The organism is Populibacterium corticicola (assembly GCF_042683685.1).
In the GTDB taxonomy this organism is placed as follows: domain Bacteria; phylum Actinomycetota; class Actinomycetes; order Actinomycetales; family Cellulomonadaceae; genus Timonella; species Timonella corticicola.
In genome coordinates, this window is sequence record NZ_JBHUOP010000005.1 from 99,003 (window position 1) to 119,537 (window position 20,535).

Annotated in this window: 15 protein-coding genes and 2 tRNA genes; 16 read left to right on the forward strand and 1 reads right to left on the reverse strand. The window is 58.7% G+C overall.

The features are described from left to right. Nucleotides 1-64 precede the first annotated feature (64 nt). From ACFSYH_RS12335 to ACFSYH_RS12355, 5 genes are all read left to right on the forward strand, one after another. On the forward strand, nt 65-1,417 hold the full coding sequence (locus ACFSYH_RS12335) for a UDP-N-acetylmuramate dehydrogenase (RefSeq protein WP_377467282.1): 1,353 nt from the start codon (nt 65-67) through the stop codon (nt 1,415-1,417). 218 nt (nt 1,418-1,635) lie between these two features. Further along, entirely contained in the window at nt 1,636-3,045 is a 1,410-nt protein-coding gene (locus ACFSYH_RS12340) for an MFS transporter (protein WP_377467283.1), read from the forward strand. Between the two features lie 22 nt (nt 3,046-3,067). Continuing rightward, nucleotides 3,068-4,201 carry an alpha/beta hydrolase gene (locus tag ACFSYH_RS12345; protein ID WP_377467284.1) on the forward strand — a complete coding sequence of 378 codons (1,134 nt, stop codon included), beginning with the start codon at nt 3,068-3,070 and terminating at the stop codon, nt 4,199-4,201. Between the two features lie 139 nt (nt 4,202-4,340). Beyond that, a complete protein-coding gene (locus ACFSYH_RS12350; RefSeq protein WP_377467285.1) occupies nt 4,341-4,712 on the forward strand; it encodes a GntR family transcriptional regulator in 372 nt (123 codons plus the stop codon). A 53-nt stretch (nt 4,713-4,765) separates the two neighbouring features. Further along, complete coding sequence (locus tag ACFSYH_RS12355; RefSeq protein ID WP_377467286.1) at nt 4,766-5,629, forward strand: MYG1 family protein; 864 nt, start codon at nt 4,766-4,768, stop codon at nt 5,627-5,629. Between the two features lie 13 nt (nt 5,630-5,642). Here ACFSYH_RS12355 and ACFSYH_RS12360 read toward each other — a convergent pair whose 3' ends face one another. Beyond that, on the reverse strand, nt 5,643-6,668 hold the full coding sequence (locus ACFSYH_RS12360; RefSeq protein ID WP_377467287.1) for an adenosine deaminase: 1,026 nt from the start codon (nt 6,666-6,668) through the stop codon (nt 5,643-5,645). 214 nt (nt 6,669-6,882) lie between these two features. Here ACFSYH_RS12360 and ACFSYH_RS12365 point away from each other — a divergent pair, with 214 nt between their 5' ends. From ACFSYH_RS12365 to ACFSYH_RS12415, 11 genes are all read left to right on the forward strand, one after another. Next, a complete protein-coding gene (locus tag ACFSYH_RS12365; RefSeq protein ID WP_377467288.1) occupies nt 6,883-7,380 on the forward strand; it encodes a flavodoxin domain-containing protein in 498 nt (165 codons plus the stop codon). A 182-nt stretch (nt 7,381-7,562) separates the two neighbouring features. Continuing rightward, nucleotides 7,563-7,635, forward strand: a tRNA-Trp gene (locus ACFSYH_RS12370). A gap of 150 nt (nt 7,636-7,785) precedes the next feature. Next, nucleotides 7,786-7,858: transfer RNA gene (locus tag ACFSYH_RS12375), tRNA-Trp, on the forward strand. A gap of 48 nt (nt 7,859-7,906) precedes the next feature. Then, nucleotides 7,907-8,170: a preprotein translocase subunit SecE gene (gene secE, locus ACFSYH_RS12380; RefSeq protein WP_377467289.1), complete on the forward strand. Its 264-nt coding sequence runs from the start codon at nt 7,907-7,909 to the stop codon at nt 8,168-8,170. 228 nt (nt 8,171-8,398) lie between these two features. Continuing rightward, entirely contained in the window at nt 8,399-9,175 is a 777-nt protein-coding gene (gene nusG / locus ACFSYH_RS12385; RefSeq protein ID WP_377467290.1) for a transcription termination/antitermination protein NusG, read from the forward strand. Between the two features lie 129 nt (nt 9,176-9,304). Then, complete coding sequence (gene rplK, locus ACFSYH_RS12390; RefSeq protein WP_377467291.1) at nt 9,305-9,736, forward strand: 50S ribosomal protein L11; 432 nt, start codon at nt 9,305-9,307, stop codon at nt 9,734-9,736. A gap of 157 nt (nt 9,737-9,893) precedes the next feature. Then, nucleotides 9,894-10,610 carry a 50S ribosomal protein L1 gene (rplA, locus tag ACFSYH_RS12395; RefSeq protein ID WP_377467292.1) on the forward strand — a complete coding sequence of 239 codons (717 nt, stop codon included), beginning with the start codon at nt 9,894-9,896 and terminating at the stop codon, nt 10,608-10,610. Nucleotides 10,611-11,329: 719 nt separating this feature from the next. Then, entirely contained in the window at nt 11,330-11,860 is a 531-nt protein-coding gene (gene rplJ, locus ACFSYH_RS12400) for a 50S ribosomal protein L10 (RefSeq protein ID WP_377467293.1), read from the forward strand. Between the two features lie 79 nt (nt 11,861-11,939). Further along, nucleotides 11,940-12,326, forward strand: coding sequence for a 50S ribosomal protein L7/L12 (gene rplL / locus ACFSYH_RS12405; RefSeq protein WP_377467294.1), 387 nt, complete (start codon nt 11,940-11,942; stop codon nt 12,324-12,326). Nucleotides 12,327-12,877: 551 nt separating this feature from the next. Further along, nucleotides 12,878-16,390 carry a DNA-directed RNA polymerase subunit beta gene (rpoB, locus tag ACFSYH_RS12410; protein ID WP_377467295.1) on the forward strand — a complete coding sequence of 1,171 codons (3,513 nt, stop codon included), beginning with the start codon at nt 12,878-12,880 and terminating at the stop codon, nt 16,388-16,390. A gap of 125 nt (nt 16,391-16,515) precedes the next feature. Further along, nucleotides 16,516-20,388: a DNA-directed RNA polymerase subunit beta' gene (locus ACFSYH_RS12415; protein WP_377467296.1), complete on the forward strand. Its 3,873-nt coding sequence runs from the start codon at nt 16,516-16,518 to the stop codon at nt 20,386-20,388. The last annotated feature ends 147 nt before the right edge of the window (nt 20,389-20,535 follow it).

Here is a 20,535-nt window from a genome sequence, read left to right on the forward strand (position 1 = left end):
CCGACAGCCCTACAACCCGACCGTCAAATAACGGTAATAAAGCGAACAAGAGTAGGCTTGAGCGGTGACCTCTACATCGCCTGACACTCAACTCACTCAGTCCCTCGACAACGCCCAGGTACGCACGGACGTGTCACTCAAGGATCTGACCACACTGCGTATCGGGGGCAGGATCGCGCAGTACGTTGAGACGCAGACGGAAGCGGACCTCATCGCGGCGGTCACCTACGCGGATGAACACGCTCTGCCGCTGCTGGTGATCGGTGGTGGGTCGAACATCATTGCGAGCGACACCCCATTCGAGGGTCTCGTTGTCCGCGATGCTCGCAGCGGCGTGGTCGTGGATCAGGTGGACAGTTGCGGTGGCGGGTCCGTCACCGTCCCCGCCGGGCACAATTGGGATAGCTTCGTGGTCGAAGCGATCGCCCAGGGCTGGGTGGGCATCGAGTCGTTGATCGGTATTCCCGGAACCGTTGGCGCGGCGCCTGTCCAAAACATCGGAGCTTACGGCAACGAGGTCTCCTCGGTCATCTCATCCGTTCGCGTGTGGGACCGCGGCGAACAGCGCAAGCGCACATTCGCGCTGTTCGAGTTGGAGTTCGCATACCGCGATTCGCGTATTAAACGGACGATGATGACTGGCGACGAGAATGGCCGCGTGTGGGGGCCAACCCCCCGTTACGTTGTGCTTGAGGTGTCGTTCCAATTCCGGCTCGGCACTCGGTCTGCGCCCGTCCAGTATGGCGAGTTGGCTCGGTTACTCGGAGTCCAGGTGGGGGAGCGTGCGAACACGCGCGACATCGCTGAAGCCGTCCTGAAACTACGTGGCGGTAAGGGCATGCTCGAAGACTCGTTTGGTCGCCCGCAGGTGGCGGGGACTGCGGGCGCTCGCGGTGCGCTGCCGCAGGGACTCGTCGTCAATGACGATGCCGAACTTGCGGCGTGCGGCGATGGCGGGGTCTCAGCGCCAGCCGCCACGGCTACCACGCTGATTTCCGACGATTCGGCGCTTACCAACCCACAGTACGACAGGTGGAGTGCTGGTTCGTTCTTCATGAACCCGATCGTGGATGCGGCGGCTGCCGATGCCCTGCCGGAGGGTGCGCCCCGCTACCCGGTTGCGTCCAACAAGCCTGCGGTGACCACAGGGCCGAGCGTGAACGCCGTTGATGAGTCGAAGGTGAAGACCTCGGCTGCGTGGTTGATTCAGAACGCTGGCTTTGACCGCGGGTTTGGCGTGCATGGCGATGACTCGGCTGCGACACTGTCGAGTGTGCACACCCTCGCGCTCACCAACCGCGGGAACGCCACGTCCGATGACATCGTCGAACTCGCACGCACCGTCCGCGAGGGCGTCCGAGGAAAGTTTGGGATCACGCTCGAACCTGAGCCCGTCACGGTCGGGCTCACCATCTGACCTTTAGGCACCAAACCAGACAAAAACGGTTGTAGCTAGCCATCTTTTGCGACTAGTTACTACCGTTTTCGTCTGAGTAGTGAATCTGAACGTTTGAAGTTACCGCGCATCCGCTCTAGTAGGTTGTCCACAAAAGGTTGCGGGTAAATGCAGGAAAAAGCAGATATTCGTCCACAGTTTGAGGAATTGATGCCCTGGCGTGGTCTTTGTGCGACACAATGGCCCTTGTGACTAGTAACTCGATGGATAGCTTGCCCGCTGAGGCTGCACCCTCCGTAAAGAAGCGCACGATTGCAGCTTGGGCTCTGTGGGACTGGGGTTCCGCCGCGTGGAACGCCGTGGTGACCACGTTTGTGTTTGCCACTTTCTTAATGAGCAGCGTGTTTGTGGACCCGGTGCTGGTGGAACTCGCCAAGACCGATGCCGCCGCAGAAGAGCAGGTCAAGGCGGTTATCGCTACTCATAACACGTGGCTTGGTTGGGGAGTCGCTGCTGCGGGTGTGGCAATTGCTCTGATCGCGCCGCTGCTCGGTCAGCGTGCGGATGCTGCTGGTCGTCGCAAACTGTGGTTGGGCGTCAACTCCTTCATGGTGTTCCTCGCCATTGCGGCGCTGTACTTCGTCACGCCTGATACCGGCGATCTGGATCGTATGGTCATCATCGGCTTGATCATCTTGGCGTTCGGAAACATCTTCTTCGAGCTAGCGTCAGTGAACTACAACGCGATGCTCAACCAGATTTCCACGCGTGAGAATCGGGGGCGTATCTCCGGAATCGGCTGGGGTGCGGGCTACCTTGGTGGAATCGTGCTGCTCGCGATCCTGCTCGTGGGCTTTGTGATGATCGAGGACACCGGCTGGTTCGGGGTGACCACCGAGAACGGCGAGAACATCCGTGTCGCCATGGTGTTTGCTGCCCTGTGGTGGTTGATCTTTGCGCTTCCCGTGTTCTTTGCCGTCCCTGAAAAGCGAAGCCACGAGAAGCACAAGACGCTGGGCGTTGTCGGGTCCTATAAGAAGGTGGGCCGCGACATTGCGAGATTGTGGCGCAGCGACCGTAACGTTTTGAAGTTCCTTATCGCCTCGGCGATTTTCCGCGATGGGCTCGCGGCTGTCTTCGCTTTCGGTGGTCTTATTGCCGCGGGAGTTTTTGGTTTCTCGCCGACTCTTGTAATTGTGTTCGCGATTGTCGCAAACGTGATTTCGGGTATCAGCACGATTGCGTTTGGCTTCCTCGAGGACAAGGTTGGCTCGAAGGCCGTCATCGTGTGGTCTCTGATTGGCATGTGTTTCGCGGCGATCATGGTGTTTGCTCTCCACGGCCAAGGTTCAGTTATCTTCTGGGTATTCGGTTCGATCCTGTGCATCTTCGTCGGGCCGGTCCAATCAGCAAGCCGCTCGACGGTCTCGCAACTCGCAAAGCCGGAGATGGAAGGCGAACTGTTTGGCCTGTATGCAATGACGGGCCGTGTGGTCTCGTTCCTCGCCCCATTCCTCTATGGTGTCGCAATCTCGATCTTTAAATCCCAGATCTACGGTATTTTGGGAATCATGGTGGTTCTGTTGCTGGGGCTGATCCTGGTGGCACCACTCAACCTGTCTCCAACACGGGAGCAGGAACCTGCATGACCTAAAGGGAGTTTGTTCGCTGGTGTGGCATAAAGACATTCTGGGCGACCCATGGGTTGCACTCACCGTTCCACTCGCCCCGATTCGCGGGCATGAAACGGTTGCGACCGTCGTGAGCCAGCCGCGCTGGCTCACGCGTCCTGACGGTTCCTCCATTGCCGACGAACAGGCTGATTCCCACAGTTCGGTTCACCTTCCAGCGCGAAGCGTTCGTGCGGAATCCCGCGTTGACACCGCATCCGCCGAAACGGGGGTGGGCACATCCCGTCCGCGCCCGGAAACGACCGCGGTGCTGTACATCCACGGTCTGAACGACTATTTTTTCCACGAACATCTTGCCGAGTATCTGGCTGAGCAGGGCGTCGCTTTCTTCGCGCTTGACCTGCACGGGTTTGGCCGTTCGATCACGGACGAGATCACGCGCAATGATGCATTCTCGCTGCGGGAGTACGGTAACGACCTGGCCGCTGCAACGACCCTCATCAAGGACGAGTGCGGGTATCAGAACCTCGTGATCCTTGCACATTCGACCGGCGGACTCATCGCCAGCCTGTGGGCCCATTCGCAGACAGGACGTGAGACGGTCGACGGCCTCATCCTGAACAGCCCGTGGTTTGACCTGAACCGGCCGTGGCTCGACCGAACCATCGGCACCGCGTTTGTTGACGCCGTGGGAGAGTACGTCACAGACTTCGTGCTCAACAACGACGAGTCCAACTACGTGCGGATGCTGCACAGGGACATCGCCGGAGACTGGGATTTCGACCTCAATCTCAAACGCGAAATCAACTCCCCGGTGCGCACCGGGTTCTTCAGGGCGGTCCGTGCGGGGCAGGCTCGCCTTGCCGAAGGCCTCGACCTCAACTGCCCTGTGCTCGTGTGCACCTCGGACAGATCAGGACACCCAGGTGACCCGCTGCCCCTCAAACGATCCTCTGATGTGGTGCTCAACGTCGAACAGATCATCCGCCGTGCACCGTTGCTCGGCCGCGATGTCGAAATCGTACAGATTCCGGGCGGTATCCACGATCTTGCCTTGAGTGAGTACGGTCCACGAATCGACTACTTCAAAGCGCTCGGTCACTGGCTGCGCGCTCATCGATTCGCAGGGCCACCGCTTGTTGGTTACGAACTGCATTCGTTACCGTTCCGGTAGGGGTCTGCTGCGTGAAACCCCTACACTCGACGTCACTCCTTTGTCCTTAACCGTCACTCACCTAACGCAACCAATCGACCAGCCGCACCGACGGCGACACTCGCCAGATCGTCGCCAATGAAAAAGGACACCACAGCGCATGCCCATCGACTTCGCAATAGACGAATCCTCCACCACGCCGCCGTTCGAGCAGATCAAACAGAGCGTCATCACGGCCATCACTGACAAAACCGCGCAGGTCGATGAAAAACTTCCCGCTATCCGAGCACTAGCCACGCAACTCGGTCTTGCGGTCAACACCGTCGCACGCAGCTACCGCGAACTCGAAGAAGAGGGCTACGTGATCACCCAGGGGCGCAGCGGAACCCGCGTGTCAACTCACGCCGTACCCGCCCAGATCGCATTGCGACAAATCACCAGCGAATATGCCCACAAAGTACGTTCCCTGGAGGTCAGCGAGCAAGCAGTGCTGGACGCAGTCCGTGCGGCACTCGCGGAAGAGGCACGCTAGATACGGCCACCGAAAGTTTTCGTTTCGCATGCCCAACGCCGTAGAGTGAACGGGTGATCATTGCAACCCACAACGGTAAATTCCACGCAGACGACGTATTCGGCGTAGCCCTTCTCAAACAACTGTTCCCAGACGCGCAGATCGTGCGCAGTCGCGACCCCGAGGTGCTCGACGCGGCCGACCTCGTGCTCGATGTGGGCGGAGTATACGACGTTGAGAAGAAGCGATTCGATCACCACCAACTCTCGTCGGGTGCACGCCAATCCGGCATCCTCTACTCCGCGTTCGGCCTACTCTGGCAGGAATACGGCAAAGAATTCTGTGGCAACGACGATGTTTGGCACAAGATGGACAGCCGTCTCGTCACCGTGATCGACGCAGTGGACAACGGTCAAGACCTCTACAACCTCAATGACTTTGGGACCCGCCCCATCGACATCTCCGAATACCTCGGGCTGTTCAATCCAATCGGTGAGGAAGAAGACTTCGACCAGCAGTTCGAGGTTGCCGTAGCGCTGGCGACCACCGTGCTCCAGCGCATGAAGGCAAAGTATCTCAACGTGATCGACGCAGAACAGCGTTTCCTCGACGCCTACGCCCGTACGAGTGACAAGCGATTCGTCGTCCTCGACAAGTACATCCCGCACGCATCCATCGCCTCCAAGCAGCCAGACCTGCTTTACACCGTCTACCCTGGGGCCACCGGAAACTGGACTATCCAGGCCGTACGTCCGGAGCATTCCCAGTTCGGCAACCGCAAAGACCTACCCAAGGCATGGCGGGGCCTGAACGGCAGCGAACTCGCAGAGGTCACCGGTGTCCACGACGCGGTGTTCTGCCACAAGGCAGCATTCATCGCAGCGGCGGAAACCCAACAGGGCGCGCTCAAGATGGTCGAACTCGCACTGGCGAACTGATCGGTTGTACGTCTTACTCGGGGTCCGTGGCCAGCCAGTCGCGGACCCCGCTCAGTAACCGGTCCTTGACCTGCTGCGGTGCAGCCGAGGCCTTGATCGAGTCCGTAGCCAGACGTGCAAGCTGCTCGTCGCTGAACCCGTGCACCTTCCGGGCCGTCTCATACTGATCCACCACGCGAGACCTGAACAGCAGCGGATCATCCGCACCCAGTGCAATCTTCAAACCCGTGTCATACAGTGCAGCCAGTGGCACCGACTGATCGTCAGGGTAGACGCCCAACGACACATTCGATCCCGGATTCACCTCAAGCGCGACATCCCTGCGCACCAACTCGTCGACAATCCGAGGGTTCTCCGTCACCCGAACACCGTGGCCCAGCCGGGCGGGAACCAACTCGTTCGTCACAACCTCTATGTGATCTGGCCCCAGCAACTCTCCACCGTGCGGCACGCACAGCAAACCAGCCTTGCGCGCAATACTGAACGCGGGCGCAAACTCCCGCGTTGCCCCGCGACGCTCATCATTGGACAACCCGAAGCCGACAACCTCACCGTCGCCATCGCCCGCATAGCGTGCAGCCAAACGGGCAAGCGTCCGAGCATCGAGGGGATGCCGGGTGCGAGAGGCCGCCACGACAACGCCAACAGAGACGCCGAAACGGGTACTCGCGGCGCGCGCCTCATCCAACACGATCTCAAGCGCTGGCGTGATCCCACCGACAAAGGGGGCATACGATGTCGGGTCAACCTGAATCTCAAGGCGTCCTGAACCCTCACGCGCGTCGTCCTCAACGGCCTCACTCACGATTCTGCGCATATCCAGTTCGTCGCGCACGCACGCACGCGCGGCGTCGTACAGCCGCTGGAACCTGAACCAGCCACGTTCAGTGGGCGGAAGCTGGATCGGCTCCGTGTCCAACAGCGCCTCAGGTAACCGGATACGATGCTTGGCCGCCAGATCAGCGAGTGTGCCAGGACGCATCGATCCGGTAAAGTGCAGGTGCAAATGAGCCTTGGGCAGGGTGGACAAAGGACGCATGCCACTAGTCTGACACGAAGCATTCCCGCTTGCCGGACATGTTTACCAGGTGAAAGAGGCCACAATACAGCGTTCGTGCATGGCCTCGAACAGCCACTTCATCTGCGTTTACATGCAACGGGGACCTCCGGCCCACGAACCCACGGCGAAAACGCGGAAAACTGGTAGGCAGGCCAGAAGCAAGGCTCACGGATTCAAAACAGGGGAGTGCAATATGAAGGTTCTCGTAACCGCGGCATCCAGGCACGGGTCAACCCGCGAGATCGTGGAATGGATCGCCGAAGAACTGCGTGCTGTGGGAATCGACAGCGATACCGCAGACATAAAAAACGTGACGGACGTTGCTGACTACGACGGGGTAGTCATCGGATCGGCCATCTACGTTGGACAGTGGCTCACAGAGGCACGCGATCTTATCGACCACCTGAGCCCAGAACTCCAAGACAAGCACGTGTGGTTGTTCTCCTCAGGGCTGGCGGATGCTCCAGCCAAGGATGCAAACGGTACCCCATCGCTCAAATCCCGAATGGAACAGACTGGAGCGCAGGGGCACCGGCACTTTCCCGGCAAACTGGATGTGCTTGACCTGAGCCTTGCAGAGCGCGCGGCGATCATGGCGGCCCGCGGCAAGTACGGCGACAACCGGGATCCCAAGGCGATCAGGGAATGGGCCCGCGAAATCGGACAGGCTCTCGTCGGAGCAAACGTGTAGTTTCGAGCGGTGGGTGCTCGTGGCTCTGCCTGAAGTATCCACAAGAGTCCTCTGCCGCAGACCAAAGTAGGGGCTGACCGGTCGGTTAACACTTTCGAGAAAGTTTCGCGTAGTATTACCGAGGACCTCGGCGTGGGCTTCGCAGAACGGCAGTATGCCTATTGCAAGCACGTGGAGTTCAAAGGGTAGTGGCGCAATTGGTAGCGCAGCGGTCTCCAAAACCGCAGGTTGCAGGTTCGAGTCCTGTCTGCCCTGCAGATAACAGGCCGTCCAGGATGCATATCCTGGACGGCCTGTTAGTTTTTCAGGTGACACGGCTGGTAAAGTTGTCCGGGCAGTCACTTGAGTGGGCACCAATTAGGGCTTCCCACACGCACCCAGTAGACTGACATCCAGGCAAGACAAAGGGTAGTGGCGCAATTGGTAGCGCAGCGGTCTCCAAAACCGCAGGTTGCAGGTTCGAGTCCTGTCTGCCCTGCAAAGTTATCGCACCTTCTATGAACTTCGAACAACGTGGAGAACTCAAGTGAGTGAATCAGCTTCCGGCGCTGTTAACGGCGAAGCACAGGTAAGCAAGCAGAAGAACTCTGCGAAGAAGCCAAACATCTTTGCACGCATTGCCCTGTTTGTGCGCCAGGTCATCGCTGAACTCAAGAAGGTCGTGACACCTACCCGCAAGGAGTTCGCGAACTACTGGACCACCGTTGTGATCTTCGTGCTGATCATGATGGCGTTCGTTCTGGTGGTCGACTGGCTCCTGGGTAAGGGCGCAGGCTTCCTGTTCGGCTGATCCCGTGTAACCCCACCCAGTAGCGCTGAGTGGCTCACAACGCCCAACTTTTTGATGTCGCGAGAACTGAACCTCACAAGGGGTTTGGTTCTCGTCACATTTGGGGCAAAGGATTCCCCGGAATCCGTTTTTAATGGAACAATGGTTTGTTGCAGGTTTTCGCAACCCCGAGGCGTCGGCGATATTCGGTGGCTCGGTTACTAGTTACCCAAGAAAGCAGGTTGACACGTGTCTCAAGAGTCGTATGAACCGACAGAAGAGAACGTAGACTCACCCGAGGTCGAAGCTGTAGAGGCTCAGACCGAGGATGTTGCGTCCGCGGACTTTGCGTCGGACCTCGACGATGCTGGGCTCGAAGCTCCTGCGCAAGAGGTGACAGAAGAAGAGGAAGACGAGGACGAGGAGGAAGACCCATACGAGGCCTTCCGCCGCGAACTCGCCGGACTTGAGGGTGACTGGTATGTCATCCACTCGTATGCAGGCTACGAAAACCGCGTCAAGACCAACCTTGAAACCCGTATCCAGAGCCTCAACATGGAGGATTACATCTTCCAGATCGAGGTGCCCATGGAAGAGGTCGCGGAGATCAAGAACGCTCAGAAGAAGATCGTTCGCCGCGTCCGCATCCCTGGATACGTGCTCGTGCGCATGTACCTCACGGATGAGTCGTGGGGCGCAGTACGCCACACCCCGGGTGTGACCGGATTCGTGGGCAACACCCACCAGCCAGTCCCACTGAACAAAGATGAAGTCTTCTCAATGCTTTCGCCAATGCTGGACCTTCCAGTACCAACGAAGCCATCGAAGAAGGCAAAGGCAGCCCCAGTCGTCGCCGTCGACTTCGAGGTCGGCGAATCGGTTACCGTCACCGACGGACCGTTCGACACCCTGCCAGCCACGATTTCCGAGATCAACGCCGAGGCCCAAAAGCTTCAGGTATTGGTTTCGATCTTCGGCCGGGAGACTCCGGTCGAACTCGGCTTCAACCAGGTCGCCAAGATCTGAGTGCACGCTTGCCGCGATGCTCGCGCCGATTTTGCTCGGTGCGAGTTTTCGTGTGTCAGCGGTTAAACCGAGAGACAGGTTCCTCCATCTGGGAGGAACTCATTCCTAGTCAAGCAAGAAGGACCCGAAATGCCTCCAAAGAAAAAGGTTTCTGGGCTCATTAAGCTCCAGATCAACGCCGGTGCAGCTACTCCAGCTCCACCAATCGGCCCCGCGCTCGGTCAGCACGGTGTCAACATCATGGAATTCTGCAAGGCCTACAACGCGGCAACCGAGTCGCAGCGCGGCAACGTAGTTCCAGTTGAGATCACGGTGTACGAGGACCGCTCGTTCACCTTCATCACCAAGACCCCACCAGCAGCACAGCTCATCAAGAAGGCTGCAGGCGTGGACAAGGGCTCAGGAACCCCACACACCGTCAAGGTTGCAAACCTTTCGATGGACCAGGTTCGTGAGATCGCTCAGGTCAAGCTCGAAGACCTCAACGCAAACGACATCGACGCAGCAGCAAAGATCATCGCTGGTACTGCTCGTTCGATGGGTATCACCGTTTCCGAGTAAGGAACGTTGCTGCTCCCCACTGCGGGCGCAGAACCCTCACCACGGCTGTTCCAGAACTTCTGGTAGGTCGTACCCCATTCATTTCCCGGGGTACCCCGGGGCAGTGGCAAGATCCGCGCGGATCTTATGACCACGACTGCTAAAAGGAGAAAAGCAGATGACTACGCGCAGCAAGGCTTACCGCGCCGCGGCCGAGAAGATCGACCGTTCGCGCCTGTACACCCCTATCGAGGCTGTTCGCCTCGCAAAGGAAACGGCGTCCGCTAAGTACGACGCAACCGTTGAGGTTGCCTTCCGTCTTGGTGTGGACCCACGTAAAGCGGACCAGATGGTTCGTGGCACCGTCATCCTGCCTCACGGTACCGGTAAGACCGCTCGGGTCCTGGTCTTCGCAAACGGTGAGCGTGCAGAGCAGGCTCGTGCAGCAGGTGCTGACGTTGTTGGTGGCGACGAGCTCATCGAGCAGGTTGCCAACGGTTTCACCGACTTCGACGCAGCGGTAGCAACCCCTGACCTCATGGGTAAGGTCGGTCGCCTGGGTCGCGTGCTTGGTCCTCGTGGCCTCATGCCAAACCCAAAGACCGGTACGGTCACGATGGACGTTGCAAAGGCTGTGAACGACATCAAGGGCGGAAAGATCGAATTCCGCGTTGACAAGCACGCCAACCTGCATTTCATCATCGGTAAGGCTTCCTTCTCGGAAGCCCAGCTCGTTGAGAACTACGCAGCCGCCATCGACGAGGTTCTTCGTTTGAAGCCTTCTTCGTCTAAGGGCCGTTACCTCATCAAGGCAACCGTTTCGACCACCCAGGGCCCTGGTATCCCAGTGGACCAGAGCAAGGTTTCGAAGCTGACCGAAGAGGACGCCAACTGATTTCTTGCCGTTGGGCTTGAATCACCTTGTCTGTACGGTGGGCCGCACTGCTTTTGCAGTGCGGCCCACCGTTGTTTACGGGCGTGGGAGGAGCAGCCAACCGGCATAAATCGATGGGGCGAAAAATGTCCAGATGCGTACTTAAACACCATGCACCCGGAACAAAAACATCCCATCGACATTGGCGACGATCCGGCTAGTTTGCGCAGCGTCATCCGACCCAGCCCGGCTGGGTCGGAAGATCTGGGGATGAGGTGCTCGGCTCGTCGACAATTGGTCTACCGACGCCGACCGCCAGTTCCCTTTGAGAGTTGCCAAAAGTGCACTCTCACTGTGTGGGAGTGCGGATATCCGTACTCTCAACTCATGTGCCGCGGTGCGAGTGCGCATCGCAGCACCCAAAGTGTGACGCACAACTATCTGGCGTCGGTTGTGTCTGGTCTCGCTCGGCTGATACTGTTTTCAGGTACCCAAGACCGCAGGTTGTTTTGTGTGTTCCTTCAATGAAGGTTCTTGCAAAACCGAAGTCCAGTTCTGGAGCCGGCGCAGGTAACGAATCAAGCTCATGCTTTAAGTATGTGTAAGCCTCGTGCCTGTGCACGAGGCTTTTTGTTTTGCGTAAAGTGCTTACACAAACGCTTGGTAAAAAGTGAAATCCAGACGGGGCGGGAGCTGGATCCCCTAGCGAGAACCAGCGGCATTCAATCGGAAGGATTGCCATGGCGAGGCCGGACAAGGCAGCCGCAGTAGAGGAACTGGCGGAACTCTTCCGCGGTGCCAACGCTGCAGTGTTGACCGAGTACCGCGGGCTTACTGTCGCGCAGCTTAAGACGCTGCGTCGGTCGCTCAGCGGAAACGCATCCTACGCCGTGGTAAAGAACACGCTGACCGCCATTGCGGCCAAGGAAGCCGGCATCGAAGGACTCGACGCTGACCTCAAGGGCCCATCGGCAATCGCATTCATCACTGGTGACCCAGTGGAGGCTGCAAAGGGTCTTCGTGACTTTGCCAAGGCTAACCCACAGCTGATCATTAAGTCTGGTGTTCTTGAGGGAAAGCCACTTTCAGCTGAGGAAATCACCAAGCTTGCGGACCTCGAGTCCCGCGAAGTACTGCTTGCAAAGACCGCTGGAGCCGTTAAGGCCTCCATCGCGAAGGCAGCTTACGTATTTGCGGCGGCACCATCGAAGGCCGTTCGCACCATCGACGCCCTGCGCGAGAAGCAGGCATCGGCAGAGGCGGCTGCCTGATCCCTCACTGAGGAATCGGCAACCACCTCTTCTTAAACCCCTACTGCTTCACGCAGGATAAATCGGAAGGAAGGCCATCATGGCTAAGCTCAGCACCGAAGAGCTCATCGAAGCGTTCAAGGAACTCTCCCTCATCGAGCTCTCCGAGTTCGTTAAGGCATTCGAAGAGACCTTCGACGTCACCGCAGCAGCTCCAGCAGCAGTTGCAGTAGCAGCAGCTCCTGGCGCAGCAGCAGAGGCTGCAGCAGAGAAGGACGAGTTCGAGGTTGTCCTCGAAGCCGCTGGTGACAAGAAGATCCAGGTCATCAAGGAAATCCGCGCGCTCACCTCGCTCGGCCTCAAGGAAGCCAAGGAACTCGTTGACGGCGCTCCAAAGGCTGTCTTCGACGCTCCAGTCGACAAGGAAAAGGCTGAGGCTGCAAAGGCTGCTCTCGAGGGCGCTGGCGCAACCGTTACCCTCAAGTGATTCGTGCCTTCGGGCACTGACACTCGGGGCAACTGCTTAAATGCGCAGTTGTAGCGAAACTTTGTGGCGAAGCCCGCATCCGAAAACGGATGCGGGCTTCGCTGTATCAGAGTTAGAATGAAAAACTAGCCCGGTTTTCCACGGTTTTCACCACTGCCTCTTTCCAAACGACAGCCAAAATAGCGGGGCTCATACAAGAGGGCATGCGGTAGCTTCACGCAGACCGGTCTAGATGAATACCTTCGCACAAGCGAAGGCCGAATTGTTGGCGTACATGGACGCACTTGCGTACTTTTGGTGACTTCATGTATGCTGACGCTTTGCGCTTACGTATGCCCTTGGTGCGCCTTTTTGGCAGTGCCATGGGTCCACCAGCCACCGAGACATGAACTCGAAAATACGGTGCCATCACTGTATTTATCGTTTGATGTTGTCTACTTGCCCGCAGGTAGCATTCGGTTCGGGCGCAACCTCTGCGAATAGCACCGGCAGGGGTTGATGCATGCGAAAGCGTATTAAGTGTGCACACGAACCGCAGGGAAGGACCCCTCTTGGCTGCCTCGCGCACCCCTTCTGCACCGTCCGCTGACGCAATTGCAAACCGCACTGCGTCCCGACGCGTATCCTTTGCAAAGATTTACGAGCCACTCGAGGTTCCAGACCTTCTCGGTCTGCAGACTGAGAGTTTTGACTGGCTCATGGGTAACGAACGCTGGCGCGCCCGCGTCGACGCTGCTAAGGCAGCGGGACGTAAGGACGTTCCAGAGACCTCTGGACTGGAAGAGATCTTCCAGGAGATCTCACCGATTGAAGACTTCGGCGAGACCATGTCTCTGTCGTTCTCGAACCACCGGTTCGAGCCGCCAAAATACACCGCCGACGAGTGCAAGGAAAAGGACTTCACCTATTCCGCACCGCTCTTCGTAACCGCAGAGTTCTACAACGACGCGACCGGTGAAATCAAGAGCCAGACCGTGTTCATGGGTGACTTCCCACTCATGACCGAGCGCGGTACCTTCATCATCAACGGAACCGAGCGTGTTGTCGTATCGCAACTCGTGCGTTCCCCAGGTGTCTACTTCGAGCGCGTCGCCGACAAGACCTCGGACAAGGACATCTACTCGGCAAAGATCATCCCATCGCGTGGTGCCTGGCTTGAGTTCGAGATCGACAAGCGCGATGCAGTGGGTGTGCGTGTCGACCGCAAGCGCAAGCAGTCGGTCACCGTGCTGCTCAAGGCCCTCGGCATGTCCGAATCCGAGATCCGCGAGGAGTTCAAGGACTTCCCAGCCGTTCTCGACACTCTCGAGAAGGACTCGGTTCACACGGCAGAGGAAGCACTCGTCGACCTCTACCGCAAGATCCGCCCAGGCGAGCCACCGACGGTCGAGGCCGGACGCAACCTGCTGGAGAACTTCTACTTCCGTCCGAAGCGTTACGACCTCGCAAAGGTCGGTCGCTACAAGCTGAACAAGAAGATCGGCGTAGACGCTCCAATCGACCAGTCGGTTCTCTCGGTCGAGGACATCGTAGCCACCATCAAGTACCTCGCAGCACTGCACGCGGACGTATCGTCCCTACAGGGCACCCGCAACGGTGAGGCTGTTGACGTACGCGTTGAGACCGACGACATCGACCACTTCGGTAACCGTCGTATCCGCGCGGTTGGCGAACTGATCCAGAACCAGATCCGTACGGGTCTCTCCCGTATGGAGCGCGTTGTTCGCGAGCGTATGACAACCCAGGAAGTCGAGGCCATTGCTCCTCAGACCCTGATCAACATCCGCCCGGTTGTCGCATCCATCAAGGAGTTCTTCGGAACCTCCCAGTTGTCGCAGTTCATGGACCAGAACAACCCTCTGGCCGGACTGACCCACAAGCGCCGTCTCTCGGCACTTGGTCCAGGTGGTCTGTCCCGTGACCGCGCAGGCATGGAAGTCCGTGACGTCCACCCGTCGCACTACGGCCGTATGTGCCCAATCGAAACCCCAGAAGGACCAAACATCGGTCTGATCGGTTCGTTGGCATCATTCGGACGGATCAACCCGTTCGGTTTCATCGAGACCCCATACCGCAAGGTCGTCAACGGACGCGTCACCGAAGAGGTTGTCTTCCTGACCGCTGATGACGAGGACCGTTACGTCATCGCGCAGGCAAACACCCCTCTCAACGAGGATGGATCATTCCAACTCGACCGCGTTCTGGTCCGCACCAAGGGTGGCGAGACCGACGACGTTCCAGGTGTTGACGTTGACTACATGGACGTCTCCCCACGCCAGATGGTGTCGGTCGCAACCGCGCTGATTCCATTCCTTGAGCACGACGACGCAAACCGCGCGCTCATGGGTGCGAACATGCAGCGCCAGGCTGTGCCACTGGTCCGTTCCGAGGCTCCATACGTTGGAACCGGTATGGAATGGCGTGCCGCAGTCGACGCCGGTGATGTCATCGTCGCGAAGAAGGCCGGTGTGGTCACCGAGGTATCGGCAGACCTTATCGTTGTCGCAAACGACGACGGCACCACCACCTCGTACCGTGTGCAGAAGTTCCGCCGTTCGAACCAGGGAACCTCCTACAACCAGCGCGTCGTGGCCCACGAGGGTGAGCGCGTTGAAATCGGTTCCGTGCTCGCGGATGGTCCAGCGACCGACGGTGGAGAGCTTGCTCTCGGACGCAACCTGCTCGTTGCGTTCATGTCGTGGGAAGGCCACAACTACGAGGACGCGATCATCCTGTCGCAGCGCCTCGTGCAGGACGATGTTCTCTCCTCGATCCACATCGAAGAACACGAAATCGACGCACGCGACACCAAGCTTGGCCCAGAAGAGATCACCCGCGACATCCCGAATGTTTCGGAAGATGTCCTTGCCGACCTTGACGAGCGCGGCATCATCCGAATCGGTGCCGAGGTAACCTCCGGCGACATCCTGGTGGGTAAGGTCACTCCAAAGGGTGAGACCGAACTAACCCCAGAAGAGCGCCTGCTCCGTGCAATCTTCGGTGAGAAGGCTCGCGAGGTTCGCGACACCTCGCTCAAGGTGCCACACGGTGAGTCCGGAACGGTTATCGCGATCCGTACCTTCAAGCGTGAAGACGGTGACGAACTGCCAGCGGGTGTCAACGAGCTCGTGCGTGTCTACATCGCACAGCGTCGTAAGATCACCGCCGGTGACAAGCTCGCAGGACGCCACGGTAACAAGGGTGTCATCTCGACCATCCTTCCGGTCGAGGACATGCCATTCCTTGAGGACGGAACCGCAGTTGACATCATCCTGAACCCAATGGGTGTTCCAGGACGTATGAACGTCGGTCAGGTACTCGAGGTGCACCTCGGATGGATCGCCTCCCAGGGCTGGGACGTCGAACTCGCAACTGAGGGCAACGTTGAGTGGAAGAACAAGCTCCCTCAGGTTGCACACAAGTCCGAGCCAGGCAAGCCAGTCGCAACACCAGTGTTCGACGGTCTTGAGGAAGAGGCCCTCCAGGGCCTTCTCACCACGACCCTCCCGAACCGCGACGGCGCCCGCATGGTCGGTCCAAACGGTAAGGCCCGTCTGTTCGACGGTCGTTCCGGTGAACCATTCCCAGAGCCAATCTCGGTTGGTTACATGTACATCTTGAAGCTCCACCACCTGGTGGACGACAAGATCCACGCACGCTCGACCGGTCCATACTCGATGATCACCCAGCAGCCACTCGGTGGTAAGGCGCAGTTCGGTGGACAGCGCTTCGGTGAGATGGAGGTGTGGGCACTCGAGGCATACGGTGCGGCGTACACCCTGCAGGAACTCCTGACCATCAAGTCCGACGACGTCCCAGGACGTGTCAAGGTCTACGAGGCAATCGTTAAGGGCGAGAACATCCCAGACTCCGGTATCCCAGAGTCGTTCAAGGTGCTCCTCAAGGAAATGCAGTCCCTCTGCCTGAACGTTGAGGTTCTGTCCTCCGACGGCGTCTCGATCGAGATGCGCGAGAACGACGATGACGCATACCGCGTAACTGAAGAACTCGGTATCGACCTGTCGCGTCGTCCAAACGCTGCCACGACTATCGACGAGATCTAATCTCGCCTCTTACGTGGTTGGGTGCCTTGGGTAGGCGCCCAACCACACAGGAATCCTTTTAGTATCACCTCCACCGCGCCGGTCGTTTCACCCAACGGGCCGGCGGACGAAGGAAGTAGGACACCTTGCTCGACGTCACTGAATTCGACGAGCTTCGTATTGGACTCGCGAATGCTGAAGACATTCGCGTATGGTCACACGGCGAAGTCAAGAAGCCTGAGACCATCAACTACCGCACACTCAAGCCTGAGAAGGACGGACTCTTCTGCGAGAAGATCTTCGGTCCTACTCGCGACTGGGAATGCTACTGCGGTAAGTACAAGCGCGTGCGCTTCAAGGGCATCATCTGTGAGCGCTGTGGTGTTGAAGTCACCCGCTCCAAGGTGCGCCGTGAGCGCATGGGCCACATTGAACTTGCAGCTCCTGTCACGCACATCTGGTTCTTCAAGGGCGTTCCATCGCGCCTTGGATACCTGCTCGATCTCGCGCCAAAGGACCTCGAAAAGGTCATCTACTTTGCTGCGTACATGATCACCTCGGTTGACGAGGACGCACGCCAGGAAGACCTGCCAAACCTGCAGAACGAAATCGACCTCGAAAAGAAGGAAATCGAGGACCGTTTCGAGTCTGAACTCAACGAACGCCAGATCCGTCTTGAGCGCGACCTTGCCGCGCTCGAAGAGGAAGGCGCTCGCGCAGACGCAAAGAACAAGGTTCGTAACTCGGCAGAGCGCGAACTCACCCAACTGCGTAAGCGCAAGGACGCTGAACTCGACCGCATTAACGCCGTGTGGGAGAAGTTCAAGAGCCTCAAGGTCGCTGACCTTGAAGGCGACGAACTCCTCTACCGCGAACTCGTAGACCGCTACGGCACCTACTTCGAGGGCTCGATGGGTGCAGCCGCTATTCAGAAGCGTCTGCAGAACTTCGACCTCGAGGCAGAGGCTGAGTCGCTGCGTGAGATCATCCGTACCGGTAAGGGCCAGAAGAAGACCCGTGCGCTCAAGCGCCTCAAGGTCGTCAACGCGTTCCTGACCACGGACAACAAGCCGGAGTCGATGGTTCTGGACGCTGTTCCGGTTATTCCACCAGACCTGCGTCCAATGGTTCAGCTCGACGGTGGCCGTTTCGCCACCTCCGACCTGAACGACCTGTACCGTCGCGTGATCAACCGCAACAACCGTCTGAAGCGCCTGCTTGACCTCGGTGCCCCCGAGATCATCGTGAACAACGAGAAGCGTATGCTCCAGGAAGCAGTTGACTCGCTGTTCGACAACGGTCGTCGTGGACGTCCGGTCACCGGTCCGGGTAACCGCCCGCTGAAGTCGATCTCCGACATGCTCAAGGGTAAGCAGGGACGTTTCCGTCAGAACCTGCTCGGTAAGCGCGTTGACTACTCTGGTCGTTCGGTTATCGTTGTCGGTCCTCAGCTCAAACTGCACCAGTGCGGTCTGCCAAAGCAGATGGCTCTCGAACTGTTCAAGCCGTTTGTGATGAAGCGTCTGGTTGATCTCAACCACGCGCAGAACATCAAGTCGGCCAAGCGTATGGTCGAGCGTGGCCGCTCGGTTGTGTGGGATGTCCTCGAAGAGGTCATCACCGAGCACCCAGTGCTGCTCAACCGTGCACCGACCCTGCACCGCCTTGGTATTCAGGCGTTCGAACCGCAGCTCGTTGAGGGTAAGGCAATCCACCTGCACCCACTCGTGTGTGCTGCGTTCAACGCTGACTTCGACGGCGACCAGATGGCAGTTCACCTGCCGCTGTCGGTTGAGGCCCAGGCTGAGGCTCGTATCCTCATGCTTTCAAGCAACAACATCCTGAAGCCATCCGATGGACGCCCAGTGACCATGCCTTCGCAGGATATGATCATCGGTCTGTTCCACCTGACCTCCGACCGTGAGGACCCAGTGGGTCATGGTCGTGCGTTCTCCTCGGTTTCAGAGGCCATCATGGCATTCGACGCTGGTGAGCTTGACCTGAACGCGGTCATCAAGGTCCGTATGGATGACCTCGTACCACCACGTGGGTTCGAGGCGCCTGAGGGCTGGGAACTCGGACAGCCGATCGTCTTCGAGACGACCCTTGGCCGCGCACTCTTCAACGAGTTGCTGCCAGTTGACTACCCGTACGTCAACGAGGTCGTGGACAAGAAGAAACTGTCGATCATCGTGAACGAACTCGCTGAAACCTACCCGAAGGTAGAGGTCGCCGAGTCGCTCGACGCACTGAAGTCGGCAGGTTTCAAGTGGGCGACCCGTTCCGGTGTCTCGATTGCTATCTCCGATGTCGCAACCCCAGCGGCGAAGGCCGAGATTCTTGCGGAGCACGAGGCTCGGGCGCTCAAGATCCAGCAGCAGTTCGACCGCGGTCTCATCACCGATGACGAACGTCGTCAGGAACTCATCGAGATCTGGACCCAGGCCACCGACAAGGTCGCGAAGTCGATGCAGGAGAACTTCCCTGCACGCAACACGGTCTTCCGCATGGTTGGTTCCGGTGCTCGTGGTAACTGGATGCAGGTTCGTCAGATCGCGGGTATGCGTGGTCTGGTGGCAAACCCCAAGGGTGACATCATTCCGCGTCCGATCAAGTCGAACTACCGTGAAGGCCTCTCGGTTCTCGAGTACTTCATCGCAACCCACGGTGCACGTAAGGGTCTTGCTGACACCGCACTGCGTACCGCGGACTCGGGTTACCTGACCCGTCGTCTCGTGGACGTTTCCCAGGACGTCATCGTTCGCGAGGACGACTGCGGTACTGAGCGCGGTCTGCTCCTGCCTGTCGGTGAGGACATCGGTGACGGTACCCTCGTGCGCCACGAGAAGGTTGAGCAGTCGATCTACACCCGTACCCTCGCGCAGGACGTTGAGGTTGACGGTGAGATCATCGGCCGCGCCGGTGAGGACGTCGGTGACGTGCTCATCGACAAGCTCGTTGCGTCTGGCGTGGAGAACCTCAAGGTTCGTTCCGTGCTGACCTGTGAGTCACGCGTTGGTACCTGCGCCAAGTGCTACGGACGTTCGCTGGCAACCGGTAAGCTCGTCGACATCGGTGAGGCAGTCGGTATCATCGCTGCTCAGTCGATTGGTGAGCCCGGTACTCAGTTGACGATGCGTACGTTCCACACCGGTGGTGTCGCATCTGCCGATGACATCACGCAGGGTCTGCCACGTATCACGGAACTCTTCGAGGCTCGTACCCCCAAGGGTGAGGCTCCGATCGCCGAGTACACCGGTCGCGTCTCGATCGATGACTCGGAGCGTAGCCGCCGTATCGTGCTCACCCCGAACGACGGTTCGGAGGAACTCACCTACCAGGTATCCAAGCGTGCGCGCCTGCTCGTTGAGGACGGTCAGGAAGTTGCCGTGGGTACTCAGTTCGTTCAGGGTGCGGTTGACCCGAAGAAGGTTCTGCGTATCCTCGGCCCACGCGCGACCCAGAAGCACCTGGTGGACGAGGTTCAGCACGTGTACCGTTCGCAGGGCGTGGACATCCACGACAAGCACATCGAGGTTATCGTGCGCCAGATGCTGCGCCGCGTGACCGTGCTTGACTCGGGCGACACGGAACTGCTTCCTGGCGAACTCGCTGAGCGTGCTCGCTTCGAAGACGCGAACCGTGGTGCGGTTGCAACCGGTGCGACCCCAGCTTCTGGCCGTCCAGAGCTCATGGGTATCACCAAGGCATCGCTTGCCACTGAGTCATGGCTGTCGGCTGCATCGTTCCAGGAGACCACTCGCGTTCTCACCGAGGCTGCGATGTCGGGTCGCCGTGACCCGCTGCTCGGCCTCAAGGAGAACGTCATCCTCGGTAAGCTCATCCCAGCCGGTACGGGTCTGCCCCGTTACCGTGAGGTTGAGGTTGAGCCAACTGAAGAGGCGAAGACTGAGTTGTACCCGAACTTCGGTTACGACGAGATCGACTTCGCTGGCATAGGAATGGGCTCGGGCGAGTCGATTCCGCTGGATGACCTGGAGTTCCCGGACTTCCGCTGATGTTTCGGCATAGTCTCTAGGGGAGTGGGCGGCACCGTGTAACGGTGTCGCCCACTCCTTTTTTGGTGCTGCCTTGGCAGTGCGAAAGTGTGACCCATTGACGACGAGCCGTGCGGTGCGCAGGTAAGGTTCCGTCTCGTCGGCAAT

What these genes read in the sequence shown, in the direction of transcription:
- ACFSYH_RS12340 (WP_377467283.1), top strand. Translation starts at nt 1,636, where the DNA reads ATGGCCCTTGTGACTAGTAACTCGATGGATAGCTTGCCCGCTGAGGCT.
- ACFSYH_RS12350 (WP_377467285.1), top strand. Translation starts at nt 4,341, where the DNA reads ATGCCCATCGACTTCGCAATAGACGAATCCTCCACCACGCCGCCGTTC.
- ACFSYH_RS12360 (WP_377467287.1), bottom strand. Translation starts at nt 6,668, where the DNA reads ATGCGTCCTTTGTCCACCCTGCCCAAGGCTCATTTGCACCTGCACTTT.
- ACFSYH_RS12365 (WP_377467288.1), top strand. Translation starts at nt 6,883, where the DNA reads ATGAAGGTTCTCGTAACCGCGGCATCCAGGCACGGGTCAACCCGCGAG.
- rplK (WP_377467291.1), top strand. Translation starts at nt 9,305, where the DNA reads ATGCCTCCAAAGAAAAAGGTTTCTGGGCTCATTAAGCTCCAGATCAAC.
- rplA (WP_377467292.1), top strand. Translation starts at nt 9,894, where the DNA reads ATGACTACGCGCAGCAAGGCTTACCGCGCCGCGGCCGAGAAGATCGAC.
- rplJ (WP_377467293.1), top strand. Translation starts at nt 11,330, where the DNA reads ATGGCGAGGCCGGACAAGGCAGCCGCAGTAGAGGAACTGGCGGAACTC.
- rplL (WP_377467294.1), top strand. Translation starts at nt 11,940, where the DNA reads ATGGCTAAGCTCAGCACCGAAGAGCTCATCGAAGCGTTCAAGGAACTC.